Annotated in this window: 18 protein-coding genes and 2 pseudogenes; 11 read left to right on the top strand and 9 right to left on the bottom strand. The window is 72.8% G+C overall.

What is annotated here, in order from left to right:
* Positions 1-158: 158 nt before the first annotated feature.
* On the bottom strand, positions 159-605 hold the full coding sequence (locus tag BLW86_RS37115) for a nitroreductase family deazaflavin-dependent oxidoreductase (protein ID WP_093878088.1): 447 nt from the start codon (positions 603-605) through the stop codon (positions 159-161).
* A 383-nt stretch (positions 606-988) separates the two neighbouring features.
* Between BLW86_RS37115 and BLW86_RS37120 the strand changes: the two genes are divergently transcribed.
* Entirely contained in the window at positions 989-2,203 is a 1,215-nt protein-coding gene (locus BLW86_RS37120) for a S8 family peptidase (protein ID WP_093878089.1), read from the top strand.
* A gap of 786 nt (positions 2,204-2,989) precedes the next feature.
* On the top strand, positions 2,990-4,012 hold the full coding sequence (locus BLW86_RS37125; RefSeq protein WP_256341572.1) for a serine/threonine dehydratase: 1,023 nt from the start codon (positions 2,990-2,992) through the stop codon (positions 4,010-4,012).
* 191 nt (positions 4,013-4,203) lie between these two features.
* Here the strand turns inward: BLW86_RS37125 and BLW86_RS37130 are convergent, their stop codons facing one another.
* Entirely contained in the window at positions 4,204-4,674 is a 471-nt protein-coding gene (locus BLW86_RS37130; RefSeq protein WP_093878090.1) for an Lrp/AsnC family transcriptional regulator, read from the bottom strand.
* A 94-nt stretch (positions 4,675-4,768) separates the two neighbouring features.
* Between BLW86_RS37130 and BLW86_RS37135 the strand changes: the two genes are divergently transcribed.
* Genes BLW86_RS37135 through BLW86_RS37145 form a run of 3 tightly spaced genes read left to right on the top strand, consistent with a single transcriptional unit; the run spans position 4,769 to position 6,649 of the window.
* Positions 4,769-5,632, top strand: coding sequence for a TIGR03619 family F420-dependent LLM class oxidoreductase (locus BLW86_RS37135; RefSeq protein WP_093878091.1), 864 nt, complete (start codon positions 4,769-4,771; stop codon positions 5,630-5,632).
* On the top strand, positions 5,629-6,057 hold the full coding sequence (locus BLW86_RS37140; RefSeq protein WP_093878092.1) for a nucleoside deaminase: 429 nt from the start codon (positions 5,629-5,631) through the stop codon (positions 6,055-6,057). The genes BLW86_RS37135 and BLW86_RS37140 overlap by 4 nt, the downstream gene beginning before the upstream one ends.
* 58 nt (positions 6,058-6,115) lie before the next feature.
* Positions 6,116-6,649, top strand: coding sequence for a GNAT family N-acetyltransferase (locus tag BLW86_RS37145; protein WP_093878093.1), 534 nt, complete (start codon positions 6,116-6,118; stop codon positions 6,647-6,649).
* Between the two features lie 25 nt (positions 6,650-6,674).
* On the opposite strand, the gene BLW86_RS37150 is transcribed toward BLW86_RS37145, so the two are convergent.
* Positions 6,675-7,940, bottom strand: a complete 1,266-nt coding sequence (locus BLW86_RS37150) for a serine hydrolase domain-containing protein (protein ID WP_093878094.1) — start codon at positions 7,938-7,940, stop codon at positions 6,675-6,677.
* 454 nt (positions 7,941-8,394) lie between these two features.
* On the opposite strand from BLW86_RS37150, the gene BLW86_RS37155 reads away from it, so the two are divergent.
* Both BLW86_RS37155 and gap read left to right on the top strand, forming a co-directional pair.
* Positions 8,395-9,351, top strand: coding sequence for a GlxA family transcriptional regulator (locus tag BLW86_RS37155; protein ID WP_093879074.1), 957 nt, complete (start codon positions 8,395-8,397; stop codon positions 9,349-9,351).
* A gap of 110 nt (positions 9,352-9,461) precedes the next feature.
* Positions 9,462-10,460 (top strand): type I glyceraldehyde-3-phosphate dehydrogenase, encoded by a 999-nt coding sequence (gene gap / locus BLW86_RS37160; protein ID WP_093878095.1) that lies wholly within the window; start codon positions 9,462-9,464, stop codon positions 10,458-10,460.
* A 36-nt stretch (positions 10,461-10,496) separates the two neighbouring features.
* Here gap and BLW86_RS37165 read toward each other — a convergent pair.
* Both BLW86_RS37165 and BLW86_RS44155 read right to left on the bottom strand, forming a co-directional pair.
* Positions 10,497-11,749, bottom strand: a pseudogene (locus tag BLW86_RS37165) (glycosyltransferase).
* Positions 11,750-11,810: 61 nt separating this feature from the next.
* Positions 11,811-12,179, bottom strand: a pseudogene (locus BLW86_RS44155) (erythromycin esterase family protein); the annotation flags it as partial.
* Positions 12,180-12,320: 141 nt separating this feature from the next.
* Between BLW86_RS44155 and BLW86_RS37170 the strand changes: the two are divergent.
* The 3 genes from BLW86_RS37170 to ligA are packed head-to-tail and all read left to right on the top strand — an operon-like array spanning position 12,321 to position 16,051.
* Positions 12,321-12,887 carry a DUF4291 domain-containing protein gene (locus BLW86_RS37170; RefSeq protein WP_093878097.1) on the top strand — a complete coding sequence of 189 codons (567 nt, stop codon included), beginning with the start codon at positions 12,321-12,323 and terminating at the stop codon, positions 12,885-12,887.
* A 10-nt stretch (positions 12,888-12,897) separates the two neighbouring features.
* On the top strand, positions 12,898-13,929 hold the full coding sequence (locus BLW86_RS37175) for a hypothetical protein (RefSeq protein ID WP_093878098.1): 1,032 nt from the start codon (positions 12,898-12,900) through the stop codon (positions 13,927-13,929).
* A 55-nt stretch (positions 13,930-13,984) separates the two neighbouring features.
* Positions 13,985-16,051 (top strand): NAD-dependent DNA ligase LigA, encoded by a 2,067-nt coding sequence (gene ligA / locus BLW86_RS37180; protein ID WP_093878099.1) that lies wholly within the window; start codon positions 13,985-13,987, stop codon positions 16,049-16,051.
* A gap of 45 nt (positions 16,052-16,096) precedes the next feature.
* Here the strand turns inward: ligA and BLW86_RS37185 are convergent, their stop codons facing one another.
* The 4 genes from BLW86_RS37185 to BLW86_RS37200 form a co-directional block, all read right to left on the bottom strand.
* Positions 16,097-17,308 (bottom strand): FAD-binding oxidoreductase, encoded by a 1,212-nt coding sequence (locus tag BLW86_RS37185; protein ID WP_093879075.1) that lies wholly within the window; start codon positions 17,306-17,308, stop codon positions 16,097-16,099.
* Between the two features lie 43 nt (positions 17,309-17,351).
* Positions 17,352-18,839, bottom strand: coding sequence for a phytoene desaturase family protein (locus BLW86_RS37190; protein ID WP_093878100.1), 1,488 nt, complete (start codon positions 18,837-18,839; stop codon positions 17,352-17,354).
* Positions 18,836-19,264 (bottom strand): nuclear transport factor 2 family protein, encoded by a 429-nt coding sequence (locus BLW86_RS37195; RefSeq protein ID WP_093878101.1) that lies wholly within the window; start codon positions 19,262-19,264, stop codon positions 18,836-18,838. Before BLW86_RS37195 ends, BLW86_RS37190 begins: the two co-directional genes overlap by 4 nt.
* Positions 19,265-19,418: 154 nt before the next feature.
* Positions 19,419-20,114, bottom strand: a complete 696-nt coding sequence (locus tag BLW86_RS37200; protein WP_093878102.1) for a type 1 glutamine amidotransferase domain-containing protein — start codon at positions 20,112-20,114, stop codon at positions 19,419-19,421.
* Between the two features lie 401 nt (positions 20,115-20,515).
* Between BLW86_RS37200 and BLW86_RS37205 the strand changes: the two genes are divergently transcribed.
* Positions 20,516-20,782, top strand: coding sequence for a hypothetical protein (locus BLW86_RS37205; protein ID WP_093879076.1), 267 nt, complete (start codon positions 20,516-20,518; stop codon positions 20,780-20,782).
* Positions 20,783-20,804 lie beyond the last annotated feature (22 nt).

Consider the following 20,804-nt stretch of genomic DNA (forward strand, 5'->3'; position numbering starts at 1 on the left):
CCGGCGTCGTCCACCACCACGTCGACGCCGCCGGTCACCAGCACCTTCACCGGATCACTCCTGTTCCGAGCACGGCCGCCGGCGCTGAGCCACGCGTGACCGCGACGCCGGGACTCGGAGCGCGTTCGAAGGAGGGCTCCCGTCGCGACCGCCGGCCGCTACGCGTCCTGGACGACCGGCTCGGCGACGAAGAGGGGGATCTCGCGGTCGGTCTTGCGCTGGTAGTCGGCGTAGTCCGGGAACGCGGCGACGGCCCGCTCCCACCACGCCTGACGTTCCTCGCCGGTGACCAGGCGGGTCTTCATGTCCCACACGTGCGTGCCGTCGCGCAGTTCGACCAGGGGCGTGGCCACCAGGTTGTGGTACCAGACGGGATGCTTGACCGCGCCGCCGTTGGACGCGACGAGCGCGTACGCGCCCTCGTGCTCGACCCGCATGAGCGGGGTCTTGCGGAGCTTGCCGCTCCTGGCGCCGACGTTCGTGACCAGCACGACGGGGAGGCCCCGCATCGTCGTGCCCTGGGTGCCACCGGACGATTCGTACAGCTCGACCTGGTCGCGGACCCACTTCGTGGTGCTGGGCTCGTACTCGCCTTCGAGGGGCATGGTGCGTCCTTTCGGAGAGCGTCCGGCGGCGCCGGCCCGGTTGCCTCCGACGTTATCCGAGACGTCGTGCCGTCCGGCGGAGGAGCGGGTGTACGGGGCGCGCCCCGATGGCGAGGCGTGTTCAGTGCTCCAGTTCCCGGCCACCGGAGCGTCTGATCCGGCCACGCGCCGAGGCTTCGGGGGGCGTTCGATTGCAGGCGTATGGCGGATGCATGACAAGACCTCAACTCCCTTGAGCTACGCCCGTAGAGCGGCCAGGCTGCTGATCACGCCGGGACCCGACGCGCCGGTCCCGGCCCGTGCACGTGGCCCACGTGCACCCCCCCACAGTCGCGCCGCCCCACCCCGCCGGGCGCGACGCCCATGAGGAGGACTCCCTCGCAATGGCACTCCCGAAGAGCAACAAGACCCGCCTCGCCGTGACGGCCTCCGCCGCGACCGCCGCCGCCCTGCTCGGTACGTTCGCCGCCGTCCCCGCCCACGCGGCCCCCGCCGAAGGCACCGTCCTGGCGGCGGGCTCGGCCGACGCGGTCCCCGGCAGCTACATCGTCACCCTCAAGCAGGGCGCGGGCTTCAAGGCCGCCTCCGCCAAGGGGCGGAACCTGATAGCCGGTTACGGCGGCACGGTCCGCACGACCTTCGGCTCCGCCCTCAACGGCTACACGGCCACCCTCGGCGCGACCGAGGCCCGCCGCCTCGCCGCCGACCCGGCCGTCGCGTCCGTCGAGCAGAACCAGATCGTCCGCGCCGACGCGACGCAGTCCAACGCGCCCTGGGGCCTCGACCGCATCGACCAGGCCGCTCTGCCGCTGTCCGGCACGTACACCTACCCCGACAGCGCCGGTAGCGGCGTCACGGCCTACGTGATCGACACCGGCGTACGGATCACCCACTCCGAACTCGCCGGGCGCGCCGTCAACGGCTACGACGCCGTCGACGGCGACGCGGTCGCCCAGGACGGCAACGGGCACGGCACCCATGTCGCCACGACCATCGCGGGCTCCACCTACGGCGTGGCCAAGTCGGCGAAGATCGTGGCCGTCCGCGTCCTCGACGACAACGGCTCCGGCACCACCGCCGGGGTCATCGCGGGCATCGACTGGGTCACCGCCAACCACGCCGCGGGCGCCCCCGCCGTGGCCAACCTCTCCCTCGGCGGCAGCGCCTCCACGTCCCTCGACAACGCGGTGAAGAACTCCATCGCCGACGGCGTCACCTATGCCGTCGCCGCCGGCAACTCCGGTGTCAACGCCTCGTCCTCCTCCCCCGCCCGGGTCGCCGCCGCCATCACGGTCGGTGCCACGAGCAACACCGACGCCAAGGCCAGCTGGTCCAACTACGGTTCGGTCCTCGACCTCTTCGCCCCCGGTGTCTCCATCACCGCCGGCTGGAACACCAGCGACACCGCCACCAACACCATCTCGGGCACCTCGATGGCCACCCCGCACGTGGCGGGCGCGGCCGCGATCTACCTGGCCGGCCACCCCTCCGCCACCCCGGCCCAGGTCTCCACCGCCCTGGTCGACGGCGCCACGCCCAACAAGGTGACCAGCGCGGGCAGCGGCTCCCCGAACCGCCTCCTGAAGATCGTCCCGTAAGGCGGGAAGACGGGCACGGAACCACCCCGGAGGCAGCCGGCGCCTCCGGGGCGGTTCCCTGTGGTCGACCGTCGTGAGCTCGGGAATCCGAAGGAACGGGGAGCGGCACGGACTGCTGTGTCATCCGGGCGAGTTGTGCGACATCGGCGTAGTGGTACGTGAACGCCGCCTCGACCCGCCCGCTGGGGTCGCTCGCCGCTGCGGCACCGGGGTCCTCGCCCGAGTCCATCCGTGTCGTCCCGTGGAAGCCGTACGGGGCGGCCGCCCCGTACCTGGGATACGCGCCGTTCTCGGCGCACGCGAGGACGCCCGTCGTCACGACGGCGGTGAAGGCGACGGCGGCACCGGCACCGACGAGAGCGAGCTCGCGCCGCGTGTACCGCCGCAGGGGCGGCGGGGACGGCGCGGTGAGCGCGTGCACGACGTCCTGACGCTGTATCCGCGCCGCCGACGGACCCATCCGTGGGCTCGGGGCCGTCCGCCTCGGGGCCGCCTCCGCGACCTTCCGTGCCTCCGCGTGTCGGCCCGCGACGATCAGTGCGGTCGCGTGAGCGCATGCGGACGCGGCGCCTTCTCCGCTCTGCAGGAGTCCCCACCCCTGAAGTTTCGGCCGACTGTTCTCGGCCGGGAGGCGTCACTGTCGCGTGCGACGAAATGCCTGGTCAACCGCGTTCCGAGAGGCTTGGACGAGCGGCGAAAGGGGGTTTCCCGACGACGACCGCCGACGGCGGCCTCCCGACCGCCCCGGTCTTCCCGGGCCCACCCGAGGTTGAGAGGATCGGCGACATGACCGTCCGGCCCCGGCCCCTTCAGGAGCATCTGGTGCACACCCTCGCGTACGCCGACGTCAAGACCGCCGCCGAGCGGATCGACGGCCACATCCGGCCGGTCACGGTCACCGCCGCCGATCCCGGAGACGAGCCGTACGAGCTGTACCTCGCCCTGGAGCTCATGCAGCACACCGGCTCCTTCAAGGCGCGCGGCGCGCAGAACTTCCTCCTCGCGCACCGGGAGGAGGGCACCCTCCCGACCGCCGGCGTCACCATCGCCTCCGGCGGCAACGCCGGCCTGGCCTGCGCCTGGGCGGCCCGCCGGCAGGGCGTCCGCGCCACCGTCTTCCTTCCCGTCACCGCTCCCCAGGTGAAGATCGACAAGCTGCGCGGCTACGACGCCGACGTACGGCTCGTGGGGACGGAGTACGCCGAGGCGCTCGCCGCCTGCGAGGCGTTCGCCGCCGACACCGGCGCCCTCGCCTCCCACGCCTACGACCACCCCCTGATCGCCGCGGGGGCCGGCACCCTCCTCGACGAGATCCAGCAGCGGATCCCGGACCTCGACACCGTCGTCGTCGCGGTCGGCGGCGGCGGACTCTTCGCCGGGGTCGCCACCGCCGCCCGGCACCACGGCATCCGTACCGTCGCCGTCGAACCCGAGAACTGCCGTGCCCTCGACGCCGCCGTCCGGGCCGGAGGGCCCGTCGACGTGACCGTCGACTCCGTCGCCGCCGACGCCCTCGGCGCCCGCCGCGCCACCTCCCTCGCGGTGAGCGCCGCCCGGCAGGAAGGCGTCCACTCCGTCCTCGTCGCGGACACCGACATCGTCCGCGCCCGCCGGGCCCTCTGGGACGACCGCCGCCTCGCCGTCGAACACGCCGCCGCCACGGCCCTGGCGGCCCTCACCACCCCGGCCGAGGCCCGCACCGGCTACCGTCCGGCGCCGGGCGAGAAGATCTGCGTCGTCCTCTGCGGCGCCAACACGGACCCGACGGACCTCACGCGGCCGCGGGCGACCACCCGTCCGTCCCACTAGGGAGTGTCTTGTCGACCAGGCCGGGCTCGCGGCGCCTGACACCGCGCCTCGCCGCGTTGTCGTCGGTCGCCGACGCTTCGCGTCGACTCCCTCCTCCGCCTTGCGAGGCGTCCCCTCGGCCCTGGCGGGCCCGGGGAGACCCCAGGCGCCGGACGCCGCTCCCTGATCCGGCCTGATCGACAGGACACCCCCTAGAGTCCCGGCCGGGAACGCGGTGGCGGTTCGCTCGGGCCGCGGGGTGGGAGCGGGCGGCTGAAGACGAGGTTGGTGGTCGTGCTGCCGAACTCCGCCAGCGCGTCCACGATCTCCTCCAGGTGCGCCATCGACGCGGCCGCCACCTTCAGGACGTAGCAGTCGTCCCCGGTCGTACGGAGGCACTCCAGGATCTCCGGGCGCTCGCCGAGCAGCCGGTGCAGTGGCTCGTGCCGGGTGCCCGGGTACTTCAGGCGGACGACCGCGATGACCGCGTACCCGATCCGCTCCAGATCCACCTCCGCCCGGTACCCCGTGATCACCCCGGACTCCTCCAGGCGCCGCACCCGCTCCTTCGTCGCCGAGGCGCTCAGGTTCACCCGCCGCGCCAGCTCCGTGTACGCGATCCGGGCGTCGCCCTGAAGCTCCGTCAGGATCGCCCAGTCCGTCCCGTCAAGACTCTCGGTCATCCGATCAGATTACCGGCGAATCCACGGCCGAACGGCCCCTGAACAGGCGGGAATCACTTCTGAACGCCCCTCGCGCCTGGCTAGCCTGTGCCGCGTGAAGATCGGAGTCAACATCCTCAACTTCGGCCCCGGCGCCGATCCCGTCATCCTCCGCAGTTGGGCCCAGACCGTGGAAGGCCTCGGCTACGACCTGCTGATGCTCTCGGACCACATCGCCATCACCCCCGATGTCGCCGAGCGCTACCCGGCCCCCTTCTACGAGCCGTTCACCACCCTGTCCTGGCTCGCCGGCGTCACCACCCGCGTCCGGCTCGGCACGACCGTCCTCATCGCCCCCTACCGGCATCCGCTGCTCACGGCGCGCATGGCGGCCAACCTCGACGCGCTGAGCGGCGGCCGGCTCGTCCTCGGGGTGGGAGTGGGCTGGGCACGACAGGAGTTCGCCGCCCTCGGGATCCCGTTCGAACACCGGGGACGGCTCACCGACGAGCACCTCCGGGCCCTTCGCGAGGCCTGGACCGACACCGCCGCCTACGGAGACCGCCGGATCCCGGTCTGGATCGGCGGCCACAGCGTCGCGGGACTCCGCCGCGCCGTGCGGTTCGGAGACGCCTGGCACCCCCTGCGCCTCACCCTGCCACAGCTGCGCGAAGGCACCGCGAGGCTGAAGGCGTACGCGGACGAGCAGCAGCTCCCCGTACCCGCCCTGGCCCCCCGCATCGCCCTCAAGCTCACCCCGGCACCGGTCGGCGGACCGGACCGCCTCGCGGGGGAGGGGACGATCGACCAGGTCATGGACGACCTGGACCAGCTGCGGCTGATGGGGGCCGAGGCCGTCGTCCTCGACCCGTACGGCGGCGACCCCCGCGAGACCACGCACCCGCAGACGGCCTGGCAGGCACTCGCCACCGTGGCCGCCCACCTCGCCCCCCACCACACCCGAACGGAGCCGTCATGACGACACCCGACGACCACGCCCTCCTCCGCCGCGCCATCGCCCTCGCCGCCGAGGCGCGGGAGGGCGGCGATCCCCCGTTCGGGTCGCTCCTCGCGGCCCCGGACGGGACCGTCCTGGCCGAGGAGCGCAACACCACCCTCACGGACCGGGACATCACCGCGCACCCCGAACTGAAGCTCGCCCGGTGGGCGGCCCGGGAACTGGATCCGGCCACGGCGGCCAGGACCACCATGTACACCAGCTGCCAGCCGTGCGGCATGTGCGAAGCGGTCATCCGGCAGGCGGGCCTCCGCCGCGTCGTGTACGCCCTCTCCGGCGAACAGCTCCTCGACATCCGCCCGGCCGGCGGCCGCCCGCCCGTACCGCAGGACGGCCCCGCCCTGCTCGACGAGGTACGGGCCGTGGTCGAGGGGTACTACCGCTGACCCGGCGCCCGTCCGAGGCCCTGATGAGACGGGACGCCACATGCGTCAGGATGAGGACATGACCGAGATCCTCACCCCCCGACTCCTGCTCCGCCGCTGGACCGACGACGACCTCGTCCCCATGGGGGAGATCAACGCCGACCCCGAGGTCATGCGGTGGATCGGCGACGGCGCGGTCCGGGACCTGGAGCAGACCGCGGAGGACATCGAGCGGTACGAGGAGGAGTGGGACGAGGAGGGCTTCGGGCTCTTCGCCGTCGAGCTCCTCGGCTCCGGGGAACTCATCGGCTTCGCCGGTCTGTCCGTGCCGGAGTTCCTGCCGGAGGTGCTCCCCGCCGTGGAGATCGGCTGGCGCCTCGGCCGGCAGTTCTGGGGCCAGGGGTACGCCTCCGAGGCCGCCCACGCGGTCCTGGAGTTCGCCCTCCAGGACCGCGGGCTCGACCGGGTCGTCGCCATCGCCCACATCGGCAACGAGGCCTCCGTGAACGTCATCGGCAAGCTCGGCATGGTGCCGGAGCGGGAGACGAGCCACCCGGTCTTCGGCGTCCCCCTCCGGGTCTACGCCATCGACCTCACCGAGTACCAGGCGTGATCACCGGGACCTCGCCGGAGGGCCGTCAGTGGCGCTCCGGCAGGTCCCGCTCCGCCGGCAGCGACGAGAAGTCGCGGGCCGCCGGCGAGGAGGCGGCCTGCGAGGACGGAGCCACCGTCGGCTTCTTGCCGCAGAAGGCCGCCTCCAGCGTCCCGCCGAGCGCCGTGTTGGCGGCACCGTGGTTCGAGGTGTTCGCCACGGCCGACAGGCTGCGCCGCCCGTCGCGGGTCGAGAAGGCGTACGTGTAGAAGCCCTGCACGGTGCCGGTGTGGCCGAACACCTGGGTGCCGCAGGACAGGTTGTAACGGCGCAGGCCGAGACCGTAGAACCGGGTGTTGGTGGTGTCCGTCGGCGTGACCGTCGTCATCTCCTCCAGCATCGCCGGGGACAGCAGCCGGCCGCGCATGAGCGCACTGGTGAAGGTGTTCAGATCGGCGGGGCTGGAGATGACCGCCCCGGCGGACTGCGCCCAGGACACGGTCTGTTCCGTGGAGTCCACGAGCGGGTCGCCGGCCGCGTCCGGGTGCAGGTACCCCCGCACGTGCAGGCCCTTGATGCGCGTGTCGGGGTGGACGTACGAGGTCCTGCTCAGCTTCAGCGGCTTGAAGATGCGGCGCTCGTACGCGTCGGACACCGGCCGGCCCGTGAGCTTCTCGATGAGCATGCCGACGACCACGAAGTTCGCGTTGGAGTACTTGTACGCCACACCGGGCTCGGTGGTGCGGGGCTCGCTCAGGGAGAGGGCCACGAGCTCCTGGTAGCTGAACACCCGGTTCCGCACGGCCTCGAAGCCGGGCACGGTGTCGGCGAACATCGCGTCGGTGTAGTCGGCGAGCCCGCTGCGGTGGGTGAGGAGGTGCCGGACCGTGATGCGGTCGTCGGGGAGCAGCCCGGGCAGGTACCGGTTGACGGGCGCGTCGAGTTCCAGCCGGCCCTCCTCCACCAACTGCAGGAGCACGACCGTGGAGAACGTCTTGCTGACGCTTCCGATCCGGAAGCGCGCGTGGATGTCCATCGGCGCCCCCGACGTCCGGTCCTGGACGCCGACGGTCCGGCTCTCGACCCCGTCCGGGCCGGTGAAGCGGGCCATCGCCCCCGGCGCGCCGTTGGCCATGGCCGAGTCGAGCGCGGCGGTCACGCCCTCCATGTCCGGGGCGGGAACCGCGGGCCTGGCCGCCGCGGCAGGGGAGAGGGGAGCGGCGAACGCGCTCGTGGCGGGGACGACACCCGCCGCGAGGGCGACGACCAGGGTGGTGCTCACGGCCAGACGGCGGTGCGACGAAAGGGGCACGGTGATTCCTCGACTTCTTCCGGAACGTTCGGCGCGGCACTGGGCGGGGGTGGGCCGCAGGGGCGGGGGACCGCGTCGCTGTCGCGCGCGACCCCCGTGCCCAACGATCAGGAGTGCCGTCGCGCGTCGGAGGTTCCTGACACGGGCGACGAGTTCCGGACGGCGCAGCTCCGCCCCGGCTGCGGCCCGACCGGGACCACGACGCAGGGTTCCGGCTCCCGGGTTCTGGCTCCCGGGTTCCGGCTCCCCGGCTTCGGTTCCTGGGCTTCGGCTTCCGGCCGTCGGCTCCCGGGAACCACGACCCGACGGCCGCCCCTCCCCGGACGCACAGGGCCGTCGCTCTCTGCGCGCCCGGCGACCAGGGACGTCGCCCCACCCTGCGCCCCCGACCGGCCAGGTACGGCCGAGGCCGCCGCTGACCAGCGAGGACACGCGTACGCGTACCCTCGTGGACGTGTCTGCTTCACGTCTCCACCGCGTCGCCGTCCTCGTACTCGAAGGCGCGAAACCCCTCGACGTCGGAATCCCCGCGCAGGTGTTCACGACCCGGGCGAGCATGCCGTACGAAGTGCGGGTCTGCGGCGCGGAGCCCGGCGTCGTGGCCGGTGGCGACGGTCTGTCGTACCAGGTCGCCCACGGCCTGGAAGCGCTCGCGTGGGCCGACATCGTCTTCGTCCCCGGCTACCGCCATCCGGACCGCGAGGACCCGCCGCGAGCCGTCGTCGACGCGCTGATCGCCGCCCACGCGCGCGGGGCGCGGCTCGCCGCCATCTCGACGGGAGCCTTCGCCCTCGCCGCCACCGGCCTCCTCGACGGCAAACGGGCCACGACGCACTGGCACTACGCGCGGGCGCTCGCGGCCAAGCGGCCGCTGATCCACGTCGACGAGAACGTCCTCTTCGTCGACGAGGGCAGCATGCTCACCTCCGCCGGCGCCGCCTCCGGCATCGACCTGTGCCTCCACATCCTGCGCGGGGACCTCGGCGTGGGCGCCTCGAACCACGCCGCCCGGCGGCTCGTGGCCGCCCCGTACCGCAGCGGAGGCCAGGCGCAGTACGTGCCCCGCAGCGTCCCGGAGCCGCTCGGCGAGCGGTTCGCCGCCACCCGTGAATGGGCGCTGCACCGGCTCGGGGAGCCCCTCACCCTGGAGATACTCGCCCGGAACGCGGCGGTGTCGCCGCGCACGTTCTCACGCCGGTTCGTCGAGGACACCGGCTACACGCCGATGCAGTGGGTCATGCGCGCCCGCATCGACATGGCCCGTGAACTGCTCGAACGCTCCGAACGGGGCGTCGAGCAGATCGCCGCCGACGTCGGCCTGGGCACCGGGGCCAACCTCCGCCTGCACTTCCAGCGCATCCTGGGCACCACCCCGACCGAGTACCGGCGCACCTTCGCGCAGGGGGAGTAGCCCGCCCACCGGCCCCTTGGCGCGATACTTGCGGACCGTGGCGATCACGCCGCTGGTCGGAGCGATCATTCCGCGCGAACCTGGGTGGCGAATCGGAAGGGACACCGCTCATGACTCGTATCGCCATCAATGGTTTCGGCCGCATCGGACGCAATGTGCTGCGCGCGCTCCTCGAGCGTGACAGCGACCTCGAGGTCGTCGCCATCAATGACCTCACGGAGCCCACGGCCCTTGCGCGGCTCCTCGCCTTCGACTCGACCTCGGGCCGTCTGGGCCGCCCGGTCACCGTCGACGGGGACACCCTCGTCGTCGACGGCCGCCGCATCAAGGTGCTCGCCGAGCGCGAGCCGGCGCAGCTGCCGTGGGCCGAACTCGGCGTCGACATCGTCCTGGAGTCCACCGGCCGCTTCACCTCGGCCAAGGCCGCCCGCGCGCACCTCGACGCCGGCGCCAAGAAGGTGCTCGTCAGCGCGCCCGCGGACGGCGCCGACGTCACCCTCGCCTACGGTGTGAACACCGACGCGTACGACGCCGATCTGCACACGATCGTCTCGAACGCCTCCTGCACGACGAACGCCCTCGCGCCGCTGGCCTCCGTCCTCGACGACCTCGCGGGCATCGAGCACGGCTTCATGACGACGGTTCACGCCTACACGCAGGAGCAGAACCTGCAGGACGGCCCGCACCGCGACCCGCGCCGTGCCCGCGCCGCCGGCGTCAACATCGTGCCGACCACGACGGGTGCCGCGAAGGCCATCGGCCTCGTGCTGCCGAACCTGGACGGCAAGCTGTCCGGCGACTCGATCCGCGTGCCGGTCCCGGTGGGCTCGATCGTCGAGCTCAACACGACCGTCGCCCGCGACGTGACCCTCGACGAGGTCCTGGAGGCCTACCGCACCGCGGCCGAAGGCCCGCTGGCCGGTGTCCTCGAGTACTCGGACGACCCGCTGGTCTCCGCCGACATCGTGGGCAACCCGCACTCGTCGATCTTCGACTCGGCCCTCACCCGCGTCGAGGGACGCCACGTCAAGGTCGTCGCCTGGTACGACAACGAGTGGGGCTTCTCGAACCGCGTCATCGACACCCTGCAGCTCCTCGCCGCGCGCTGACGCCGCCCCCACCGCACGGGGTGGGAACAGGCACGGTCACACGCCGACCCCGACCGCACGGGGGTCGGCGTGTGACGCGTTTCGGACCGGCCTCGGCGTGAGCAGCAGCTTCGCGGCCACCCGCGCCCCGTCGGAACGGACCGTGCCCGCCACGGCGGTCGCCCGAGCGAGGGTCTCGGGAGCGAGGGCCGCCTTGAGGGCGACCGACAGCGACTCGACCGACGGGCTCGGGCCCTCGTGCGCGACACCGATGCCCAGGCCGGACACCCGACCCGCCCAGTACGGCTGGTCGGCACCCTGGGGTACGACGAGCTGGGGCGCACCGGCCCGCGCGGCGGTCGTCGTGGTGCCGCCGCTGCCGTGGTGCACGACGGCGGCCACGCGGCGGAACAGGCCCTGGTGGTTGACCTCGTCGACGACGAAGCAGTCGTCGCCGTCCACGAGTTCGAGATCGGCCCAGCCCCGAGCGACGACCGCGCGCCGGCCCTGCGCGCGGATCGCCTCGACGGCCACCCGCGCGATGTCCGGCGCGGCACCCGTGGTCGTGCTCCCGAAGCCCGCGTACACCGGCGGAGCACCGGCGTCCAGGAACTCCGCCAGACCGGCGGGGAGCGGGCGTTCGTCGGGAAGGATCCACGCGCCCGTCTGTACGACGTCCAGGTCCGTCGGCTGCCACGGATCCAGGACGGGGTCCGTGGCCAGCCACGGCCGGTCCGTGAAGGCGTAGTCGCGGACGTCGTCCACCGGCGCCAGCCCGGCCGCGGCCCGCTGGGCGTTGAGCATGTCCCCGAACATCTCGTTCGCGATCCGAGCGTCCAGGTCCCACAGCACCCGGTTGTCCGTCACCTCATCCGGCAGCGGCCGGCCCCGCCGCGCGGGCGGCCGGCGGTACGCGGAGGGCAGCACGACCCGCTGATGGCCGGCGTGTACGTAACGGATGCCGAGCTTCTCGGCCACCGACCGCGCGCCCGCCGTGACCGGCAACGGCCCGGTCGCCACCAGCACGTCGCTCCCCTCGGCCTCCGAGGCGACCGTCTCGAACTGCGCGGCCATCAACTCGGCCACCCGCTGGGCCAGGCCCACCGCCGATCCCGGCGCCACCGTCGTCACGAGCGGACGCACCGGCCGACCGGTCGCCACCACCGAGAGACCGGCCTCGCCGAGCCGCTCCACGAACTCCTCGTCGGGCGGCGCGCACCCCCGCACCTCCGCCCCGACCTTCCGCAACGCCACCGCGAGCCCCGCCATCGGCTCGACACTGCCCCCGCCCCGTACGTCGACGACACCACACGCACTCTCGAGCCGGCGCTCCACGGTGCCGGCGCGGGCGGGCCCGATCCGATGCGTGACGACAGCGCCGGTTCGCGGACGCGCCCAAGGGCCGGGTCGCCGCCGTCGCGCCCGGAACGAACCGCTGCCGAAGAGCAGGCCGAGCGCGTAATGCGCTTCGCCGTACCGCGCGTGAAGGTGCTGTCCCAGGCTCGGTACGGCGCCACCGTGACGGCGCTTGCTGATGTGCCCGTTGTGCGCCCGGAGGGCGATCCTCGCGGACGGATCATCGACCACCGATGCGACGGCGTCGGCCATGTAGCGGTCGCGGGCGGCGAAGACCGTCTGTTCCGGGTCCGTAAGCCCAGCCCGGCCAGCACCTGCGCGGCATCGCCGACGCCGTGACGGACGTACGCGTCGACGGCAGGCCCGGCCGACGCGCCACCTCATCGGACACGCGTGTCCTCCCTGTCGCCGTCGGCTCCCTCGAAGCCGACCATGTCCGGGGGGCAGGTAGCGCCGGCCGCGGCAAGGCGGCTCGTCCCGAAAACCGTTCGCCCCGCTCGCGGGCCGGGTGACAGGGTGCGGGGCATGGCACCTCCGTACCAGATCCGTGCCGACTACGACGCGCGCACGATCGTGGTCTACCAGGCCTATTCGCCCGCCATCGCCGACGCGGCGCTGCGCGCCGGGCGCTTCGTCGCTCCGTTTTCGTTCCATCGGATGACGTGGATCAAGCCCTCGTTCCTGTGGCTGATGCACCGCAGCAACTGGGCCCGGAAGCCCGGCCAGGAGCGGATTCTCGCGGTGCGGATGAACCGCGAGGGGTGGGAGGAGGACCTGTCCCGGGCCGTGCTGACGACCGCTGACCCGGCGGCCGTGGCGCGGGCGGCCGTGCACGTTCAGTGGGACCCGGAGCGCTCGGTTCGTGGGGCGGCCCTGAACCACTACAGCATCCAGGTCGGGATCAGCCGCCATCTGATCCGCGCGTTCAACGACGACTGGATCGTGGGTCTCACCGACGTCACTCCCCAGGTCCACAAGGCCGCGACGCTGATCCGTACGGGGCGCGCGGCCAAGGCGCAGGGCCTGTTCCCCGCCGAGCGTGCCTATCCGCTGTCCCGGACGCTGGAGACCCTCCTGGGTCCGCGTGGATGACGGGCGTCGCATGCCGACTGGATACCGTGGTGGGGCGAGATCCCGGCCCACCACCCCCTACCGCCCCCTCGACATCACCGTCCCCTTTCCCGAACTGAAGGCGTACGCGCGCACCGCCACCCGTCTGCATCCGCGCCCCGGCGCGCCCACGGCCGCCGACAGCTCCGTGGGCGGGCCGTTGCTGTGGCCGGAGGACGAGGCGTGGCCGGAGTGCCGGGAGCACGGCAGGGTCCGGGGCGTGCGGCCGCGCCGAGCCCGCCGCTACGAGGAGATCCTCAGGGCGGCCCAGGTACGGCCCCGGCCGGCCGGCGGCGCCGTGGGGGCGTATACCGACGCCGAACGGGCCGAGGTCCAGGAGATGTCCGACTCCGGATACCAGCCGGACCCGCACGACGGCACCCCTCTGCCGCTCCTCGCCCTCGCGCAGTTCCACGCCCGTGACGTGCCCGACCTGGCGGCCTTCGCCCCGCCGGGAGCGGATCTGCTCCAGGTGCTGTGGTGCCCGTTCGGCGGGCACGAGGACGGTTCGTACAGCCACTTCGGGCCCTCGACACGCCTCTTCTGGCGCCGCGCGGCGGACGTGACGAACCCGCTGTCCGCACAGCCCGAGCCGCCGATCGTGGAGCGCGTGCGGTACCTGCCGGTGCCGTGCGTGCTGCACCCGGAGCAGATCACCGAGTACCCGTGGGCCGACTACCTGCCGCCGGCCCTCGTGGAACGGATCGACGCGTGGGAGGACGCCTTCGAGGCGCGGGTGGGCCGAGCGGCACCCACCTACCAGTACGACCTCTCCCTCGCGCCCGGCTGGAAGATCGGTGGCTGGGACTCCTGGCACAGGACCGACCTGATGCGGGTCCATTGCGATGCCTGCGGAGCCGAGATGCGTCTTCTGCTGACCATGGACTGGTGCGAGTCCCAGGCCAGTTGGGGCCCCTTCCCCGGACCCGGCTGCCCGACCGGCGTCGCGGCGGGGCGCGACGAGTACCGGGCCTTCGTCTGCCCGGCCGACCCGGCGCACCCCCACCGGATGAGCGCTCAGTAGGCGCGGACCTCGCGACCACGAGGCGTTGTCAGACCCCTGCGACAGGATGGTGGGCATGACGACAACGCCCGCCGTTGAGGCGCACTTCAGCCTGTCCAGCCGTGCCGCGTACGAGGCCGCCATCGCGCGTCTGCGCGACGCGTCCCACACGTACTTCGGGGCGGGCTACAGCGTCATGGACGACGCCACGTACGACCGGCTGCGGCTCGACGTGAAGGCCTGGGAGGCGGAGCACCCCGAGGACGTCGCTCCGGACTCGCCCGCCGACCAGGTCGCCGACGGCGCCGCCCCGGCCGGCGACGTCGCGCACACCACCCGGCTGCTCAGCCTCGACAACGTCTTCGCGTCCGAGGAGCTCGTCGCCTGGGGAGCCTCGCTCCAGCGGCGGCTCGGGCACGAGCCGGCGGGAGGGTTCACCGTCGAGCCGAAGATGGACGGCGCGGCCGTCGCCGCCCGGTACCGTGACGGACGCCTGGTGCAGATCATCACCCGCGGCGACGGTACGCGGGGCGAGGACGTCAGCCACGTCATCGGGACGATCGTGGGCCTCCCCGAGCAGCTGCCCGTCCCCGCCACCTTCGAGGCGCGCGGCGAAGTCCTCTTCACACACGAGCAGTTCGAGGCCGCGAACGAGATACGGATCGCGCACGGCGGAGACGTCTTCGCCAATCCGCGCAACGGAGCCGCCGGCACGTTGCGGGCGAAGGACCGGCCCTACCGCCTGGCCATGACGTTCTGGGCGTACGGCGCCGTCGACCTCGACGGCCGGGCCTTCCTGCCCGCCGGGGCCGGTCACGCCGAGACCCTGGCCGCGGTGGCGGAAGCCGGGGTGCGGACGACGGCGGCGACCCCGGCCGGACTGCACGTGGTCGCCACCCTCGCCGAGGCCCAGCGGAGGGTCGACGCGATCGCCGCGATGCGCGCGAGCCTGCCCTTCGGCATCGACGGCGTCGTCATCAAGGCCGACAGCGCCGCCGAGCAGGCGACGGCGGGCTTCGGCAGCCGTTTCCCGTACTGGGCGATCGCCTACAAGCTTCCGGCGGTCGAGCGCCAGACCGTCCTTCAGGACGTGTTCTGGGAAGTGGGCCGTACGGGTGTGCTCGCCCCGACGGCCGTGCTCGCCGCCGTGGAGCTCGACGGCTCCACCGTCACCCGCGCCACCCTGCACAATCCCGCGGACATCCTGCGGCGGGACCTCCACATCGGGGACACCGTGACCGTCCACAAGGCCGGCGACATCATCCCGCGCGTCCAGGCCGCCGTCGTCGAGCTCCGCCCCGAGGGCGCCGTTCCGGTGCCGCTGCCCGAGGCGTGCCCCCACTGCGGCGGGGAGATCGACAAGAGCCAGGAGCGGTGGCGCTGCGCGAAGGGCACGGCCTGCGCGCTCGCGCCGCTGATCGAGTACGTCGCCGGGCGCGACATCCTCGACATCGACGGCCTCGGCAGGAAGTACGTCGACGCGCTGATCGCCGCCGGTGTCGTCGGTGACGTCGCCGACCTGTTCACCCTCACGGAGGAGCAGCTCACCGCCGCCTCCGGCAGCGCCAAGCGGGGCGCGAAGCTGGCCGAGCAGATCCGGCTCGCCAAGTCCCGCCCCCTCAGCCGCGTCTTCTGCGCGCTCGGTGTGCCGGGCACCGGCCGCAGCATGTCCCGGCGCATCGCCGCGTACTTCGGCACGATGGAGGCCATCCGGGCAGCCGACGCCGCCGCCCTGCAGGAGGTCGAGGGCATAGGCCCGGAGAAGGCGCCGGTCATCGTGGAGCAGGTCGCCGCACTCGCCCCGGTGATCGACAAGCTGATCGCGGCGGGCGTCGGCATGACCGAGCCGAGGCCGGAGAGCGCCGAGGACGCGGTCGACGGTCCGCTGAGCGGGAAGACCGTCGTCGTGACGGGGAAGATGACCGGCCCGCTGGACGGCTGGGGGCGCTCCGAGATGGGCGCGCTCATCGAGAAGGCCGGCGGCCGCGCGGGCAGCGGCGTGAACTCCAGGACCACGTACCTGGTCGCGGCGCCGTCGGCGAACGGCAAGCCGAGCTCGAAGGCCGTCAAGGCAGGGGAACTGGGCGTCGAGGTCCTCACCCCGGAGGACTTCGCCGCGCTGGTGGCCGCGTACCTGGACTGAACCGGGCCGCACGCCTGCCGGGCCCCCTCTGCGGTCCGGTGTCGGTCAGACGTCGAGTTCGACGTCCGTGAGCGGGTAGGCCACGCAGGAGTGGGTGTAGCCGGCCGGCGGGTCCGACAGGCGCAGCCGGGCCTCCTCGGCGTTGTGGACGGCGCCCTTGACGACCCGGAGACGGCAGAGGCCGCACTCGCCCGACCGGCACGCCGCCTCGGTGCGGATGCCGGCGTCCTCCAGGGCGTCGAGCAGGGGGCGGCCGCGGCGGGTGCGGAAGGTGGCGCCGCGGGCGGTGACCGAGACCTCCTCGGCGGCGTCCGTGCCGGCGGGCCAGTGGGCCTGCCGGGTGGGGTCGGCGGGTGCGCCGTTGGCCTCGAAGCGGACGCGGCGGCGAGGATGGCCGAGGGCGGTGAGCTGGTCGAGGGCGTACGGGTAGAGGGCCTGCGGCCCGCACACGTACACCATGCGTCCGTCGAGAGGCCCGGCGAGAGCGTGGATCAGCCCGGCGGTGAGGAGACCCGTGGGGCCGGCCCATGCGGTGTCCGGGTCCTGGACGACGTGGTCGACCCGGATGCGGGGGTCATCGGCGGCGAGCGCGTCGAGTTCCTCGCGGAACACGATGTCGCCGAGGTCGCGCGAGCCGTAGAGGAGGTGGAAGCGGCGCGCCAGACCGCGGTCGACGATCTCGCGGATCATGCTCATGGCAGGGACGACACCGGAGCCGCCGGCCAGGAAGACGAGGTCGTCGCCGTGGAAGAGCGGGTTGTGGTGGAAGGTGCCGAGGGGCCCGCTGGTGGTCAGCGGGTCGCCCACGGCGAGGCTGTCGACGAGACGGTTGCTGATCCGCCCGCCGGGGACCCGGCGCACCGTCAGGTCGTAGTGGCCGAGCCGCGCGGGGCTGGAGGAGATCGCGTACGGGCGGCTGGTGCCGTCCGTGTACACCGCCACGTACTGCCCGGCGAGGAAGGGCGGCAGGTCGCCGCCGTCGGGGCGGCGCAGCCGGAAGGTACGGGTGCTCGGCGTCTCCTCGACGGCCTCGGAGACCACGAGGTCGAGCCGTTTGGGGTGGTACGTGTCGATCGTGCGGCGCGTCCGGAGGACGGGGTCGTCGGTACGGATCTCGTGCGACGCGCTGTCGTGTGACGCGCTCTCATGCGCCGCGATCTCGTGCGACGAGGTGTCGTGTGGGGCGGCCTCCCGGGAGGCGATCTCGCCCTCGATCCGTTCGGCGCCGTCGAAGAGGGCGGCGAGGGGGTGCTTCACGGTGCTCTCCGTGTTCTCCGCGGGGTGCGGTCGGCGGCGGGGATCAGGCGGCCAGGGACCGGACGAGACGGCGGGCCACGCGCGCACCCGCTTCGAGGGCCGGCTGGAAGCCGCCCATGGAGGACCACGAGCCCGCCAGGTGGAGTCCGGGCACGTGGCTGCGGCGCTCGCTGTCGCGGAACTGCCAGCTGTCGGTGGCGTCCTGGTCGTAGCCGTAGATCGCGCCGCCGGGGTGGCCGAGGTAGCGGGCCAGGGTCAGCGGCGTGGCGACGTCGACCTCCTCGATCGCGTCCCGGATGCCCGGGGTGATGTGCTCGACGAGGTCGAGGAGCGTCTGCGCGTAGTCGTACTTCACGCGCGCGTACGCCTCGGCGGGGACCGCGTCCCACGCGTCGGCGTACTGCAGCGTCATCAGGCTCACGTGCGTGGCACCGGCGGGGGCGAAGCCGATGGGCGCCACGTCGTACGAGCTGACGCAGACGCCCCGGACCGGCTCCAGGGAGCGCATGGAGGCGTAGGTCCGGTCGTGGTCGGTGTCGACGTTGACGAAACTGGTGCTGGTGGTGAAGCCGAGCTCGGCCGGAGTCGCGTCGAGGCCCATGTGCAGCACGAAGCCCGACACCCCCAGGCGGCGGCTCGCCAGGTCGGCGCGGACGGCGCCGGGGAGATCGGCCCCTTCGAGCATGCCGTAGGTGACCGGCAGGGAGGCGTTGGAGACGACGTCGGCGGCGCCGACCTCCTCGCCGTCGTCGAGGCGCACGCCGACGACCCGCCCGCCGCGGGTCAGCACGGCCTCGACGGCGGTGTGGAAACGCACCTCACCGCCCGCCCGGAGGAAGGCGCCCAGGAGCGCGGTGGACATCGCCTGCGAACCGCCTCGCACGTGCCAGGGCTTGAACTCGAAGTAGGCGAACAGCAGCATCGCCAGGTCCTGGAAGACCATCCGGGACGGGGGCTGACCGACGTACGTCCAGTAGACGGAGAGCACGGACTTGAGGTCCTCGTCCGTGAAGTGCTCGTCGAGCACGTCCTGAGCCGGACGCAGGGCCTGCCGGAAGAGGACCGGGTCGAGCTGCTCGGCCGGGGTGCCGCGCACCGCGGCGACCTGCCAGAAGGCGACGTTCCGCACGAGTTCGAAGAACCTCTCGACGCGGGCCCGGCTTCCCGGGAAGGCCTCCTCCAGGGCGTCGGCGGCGGCGCCCCACTCCGCCGGCAGGGTCACGTCGAACCGGCCGGGCACCACCACCCGGTACAGATCGTGCTCCCGTACGAAGTCCAGCTCGCCGGCGATGCCGAGCCGCTCGAACAGTCCGCGCAGCGAGAACGCCTGGCCCTCCGCCCCGATGCCGGAGAGCTGGTGCAGGGCCACCTCGAACTCGTACCGCCCCCGCCGGAAGGAGGTGGCGCAGCCGCCCGGCACGTTGTGCCGCTCGACCAGGAGGGTCCGTACCCCCGCCCGCTGGAGGGTGGCGGCCGCGGTCAGTCCGGCGTTTCCGGCGCCGATGACGACGGCGTCGTAGTCGCCGCTCACGCCGGGTCCGCTTCGGCGGCCCCGGCGGCGGGGGCGGTGTCGAGGGCCTCGGCGGCGATGCGGTCGAACTGCGCCCCCATTGCCTCGGACAGCGCCTGCGCGGCGGAGAGCGGCCGGACCATGACCATGAAGTCGTCGATGAGGCCCTGCTCGTTCAGGTGGAGGAAGTCGCAGCCGGTGATCGCGCGGTCGCCGACGCGAGCCTCGAAGACGAGGGCGTGGTCGCGGCCGTCCTCGCCGGTGATCTCCCGGACGTAACGGAAGTCGGTGAAGACGCGGGACACCCCGCGCAGGATGGCCGCTGTCATCGCCTTGCCCGGGTAGGGCTTGAAGGCCACGGGGCTGGTGAAGAGGACGTCCTCGGCGAGGAGCGCCTCGATCGCCGCGTGGTCGTTCGCCTCGACGGCCTGACGGAAGGGCTTCATGGACGCCTCCACAGCTATTCAACTAATTGATTAGGTGGAGAGGAGGCTAGTGAGGCGAAGCGCCCCTGTCCAGGCCCGCGCGCGGTCGCGCAGGCCCGCACGCGCGCCCGGTCGTGCGGGCGCGCGTGCGGGTCCGGTCCGTGCTGATGGAGGGTCAGCCCAGCTTCTTGAGCAGCTCGGCGGCGAGCGGGGCGGAGGAGGACGGGTTCTGGCCGGTGACCAGGTTGCCGTCGACGACCACGTGCGGCGCCCACGGCTCACCGACCTGGACGTCCACACCGGCCTCGACGAGCCGGGTCTCCAGCAGCCACTTCGCCTTCTCGGCGAGGCCCGCCTGGGTCTCCTCGGCGTTGGTGAAGGCGGTGACCTTGCGGCCTGCGAAGGCGTTCGCGCCGTCGGCGTCGGTGGCGGCGAGAAGCGCGGCGGGGCCGTGGCACACGACGCCCAGGGGCTTGCCCGAGCGCAGGGTGTCGACCAGCAGCCTGCCGGAGGTGGCGTTCACGGCGAGGTCCTCCATGGGGCCGTGGCCGCCGGGGTAGAAGACGGCGTCGTAATGGGCCGGACGGGTGTCCTCCAGCCTGACGGGGTGCTGGATCTCGCCGATGGAGGCGAGCGCCGCGGCGACCTTGTCCGCGCCTTCCCGGCCCCCGTTGACCTCGGGGGCGAGACTGCCCGCGTCGACGGTGGGGACGACACCGCCGGGCGTGGCGACGACGACCTCGTGACCGGCGGCCTTGAACGCCTCGTACGGCGCGACGACCTCCTCGGCCCAGAACCCGGTCGGGTGCTTGGTGCCGTCGGCCAGCGTCCAGTGGTCGACACCGGTCATCACGAAAAGGATCTTCGACATGAGGGAGCTCCAGGGGGTGACGGGCCCGACCGGGGCCCGGAAACGGGGGCGCGCACAGTGACCACTCTGGCCCGAGTGTCGTTCTCCGGCGAGATCGTCGGTGCGGCGACGTCCTCGACAGTAGGTCGGAGAGCCATAGGTATCCAATGAAGAAACCAATGCCTCCGATAGGAATCTCAATGGCTCCACGGGGAATACGCACACGCCGACTCCGGGCGATCCGTTTCCTGGGCCGACGAGTCGAAGGGCGGACCGGCGGTGGCCCCTCAGCGCACCGACACCCTCTGGGCCGAGGCCTGGCGCGCCACCCGGTGGCGGAGGCGGACGACTCCTGAGCTGAAGGTGCGGGTCTCGACGAGTTCGAGATCGGTCGACGTTTGCTCCGCCTGTACGGTCAGGGGATGGATGCCGACCACCAGCCGACGCTCGATGAGATCGAAGAGCGCCTCGCCGCGCTTGTCGAGGGCCGTCTGACCCGGGACGAAGCCGACCGCTGGGCCGCGCGGTGGGTGACCGACGACGGGCTTGACTGGGACGACACGTCCTGGTGGGCGCTGGGCCTCCTCCACGGAATCGACCTTCCGGGGGACGAGAGCGGTGCCTGTCTGCACGACGACGAGCAGCTACGCGCATGGCTCGCCGAACTGAGGAAACGCCGGGTGATGTGAGGCGGCCGAAGCCGCCGTCCCG

Origin of the sequence: Streptomyces sp. TLI_105 (genome assembly GCF_900105415.1) — a bacterium.
Lineage (GTDB): Bacteria > Actinomycetota > Actinomycetes > Streptomycetales > Streptomycetaceae > Streptomyces.

What these genes read in the sequence shown, in the direction of transcription:
- BLW86_RS37115 (WP_093878088.1), bottom strand. Translation starts at nt 605, where the DNA reads ATGCCCCTCGAAGGCGAGTACGAGCCCAGCACCACGAAGTGGGTCCGC.
- BLW86_RS37120 (WP_093878089.1), top strand. Translation starts at nt 989, where the DNA reads ATGGCACTCCCGAAGAGCAACAAGACCCGCCTCGCCGTGACGGCCTCC.
- BLW86_RS37125 (WP_256341572.1), top strand. Translation starts at nt 2,990, where the DNA reads ATGACCGTCCGGCCCCGGCCCCTTCAGGAGCATCTGGTGCACACCCTC.
- BLW86_RS37130 (WP_093878090.1), bottom strand. Translation starts at nt 4,674, where the DNA reads ATGACCGAGAGTCTTGACGGGACGGACTGGGCGATCCTGACGGAGCTT.
- BLW86_RS37140 (WP_093878092.1), top strand. Translation starts at nt 5,629, where the DNA reads ATGACGACACCCGACGACCACGCCCTCCTCCGCCGCGCCATCGCCCTC.
- BLW86_RS37145 (WP_093878093.1), top strand. Translation starts at nt 6,116, where the DNA reads ATGACCGAGATCCTCACCCCCCGACTCCTGCTCCGCCGCTGGACCGAC.
- gap (WP_093878095.1), top strand. Translation starts at nt 9,462, where the DNA reads ATGACTCGTATCGCCATCAATGGTTTCGGCCGCATCGGACGCAATGTG.
- BLW86_RS37170 (WP_093878097.1), top strand. Translation starts at nt 12,321, where the DNA reads ATGGCACCTCCGTACCAGATCCGTGCCGACTACGACGCGCGCACGATC.
- BLW86_RS37175 (WP_093878098.1), top strand. Translation starts at nt 12,898, where the DNA reads ATGCCGACTGGATACCGTGGTGGGGCGAGATCCCGGCCCACCACCCCC.
- ligA (WP_093878099.1), top strand. Translation starts at nt 13,985, where the DNA reads ATGACGACAACGCCCGCCGTTGAGGCGCACTTCAGCCTGTCCAGCCGT.
- BLW86_RS37195 (WP_093878101.1), bottom strand. Translation starts at nt 19,264, where the DNA reads ATGAAGCCCTTCCGTCAGGCCGTCGAGGCGAACGACCACGCGGCGATC.
- BLW86_RS37200 (WP_093878102.1), bottom strand. Translation starts at nt 20,114, where the DNA reads ATGTCGAAGATCCTTTTCGTGATGACCGGTGTCGACCACTGGACGCTG.
- BLW86_RS37205 (WP_093879076.1), top strand. Translation starts at nt 20,516, where the DNA reads ATGGATGCCGACCACCAGCCGACGCTCGATGAGATCGAAGAGCGCCTC.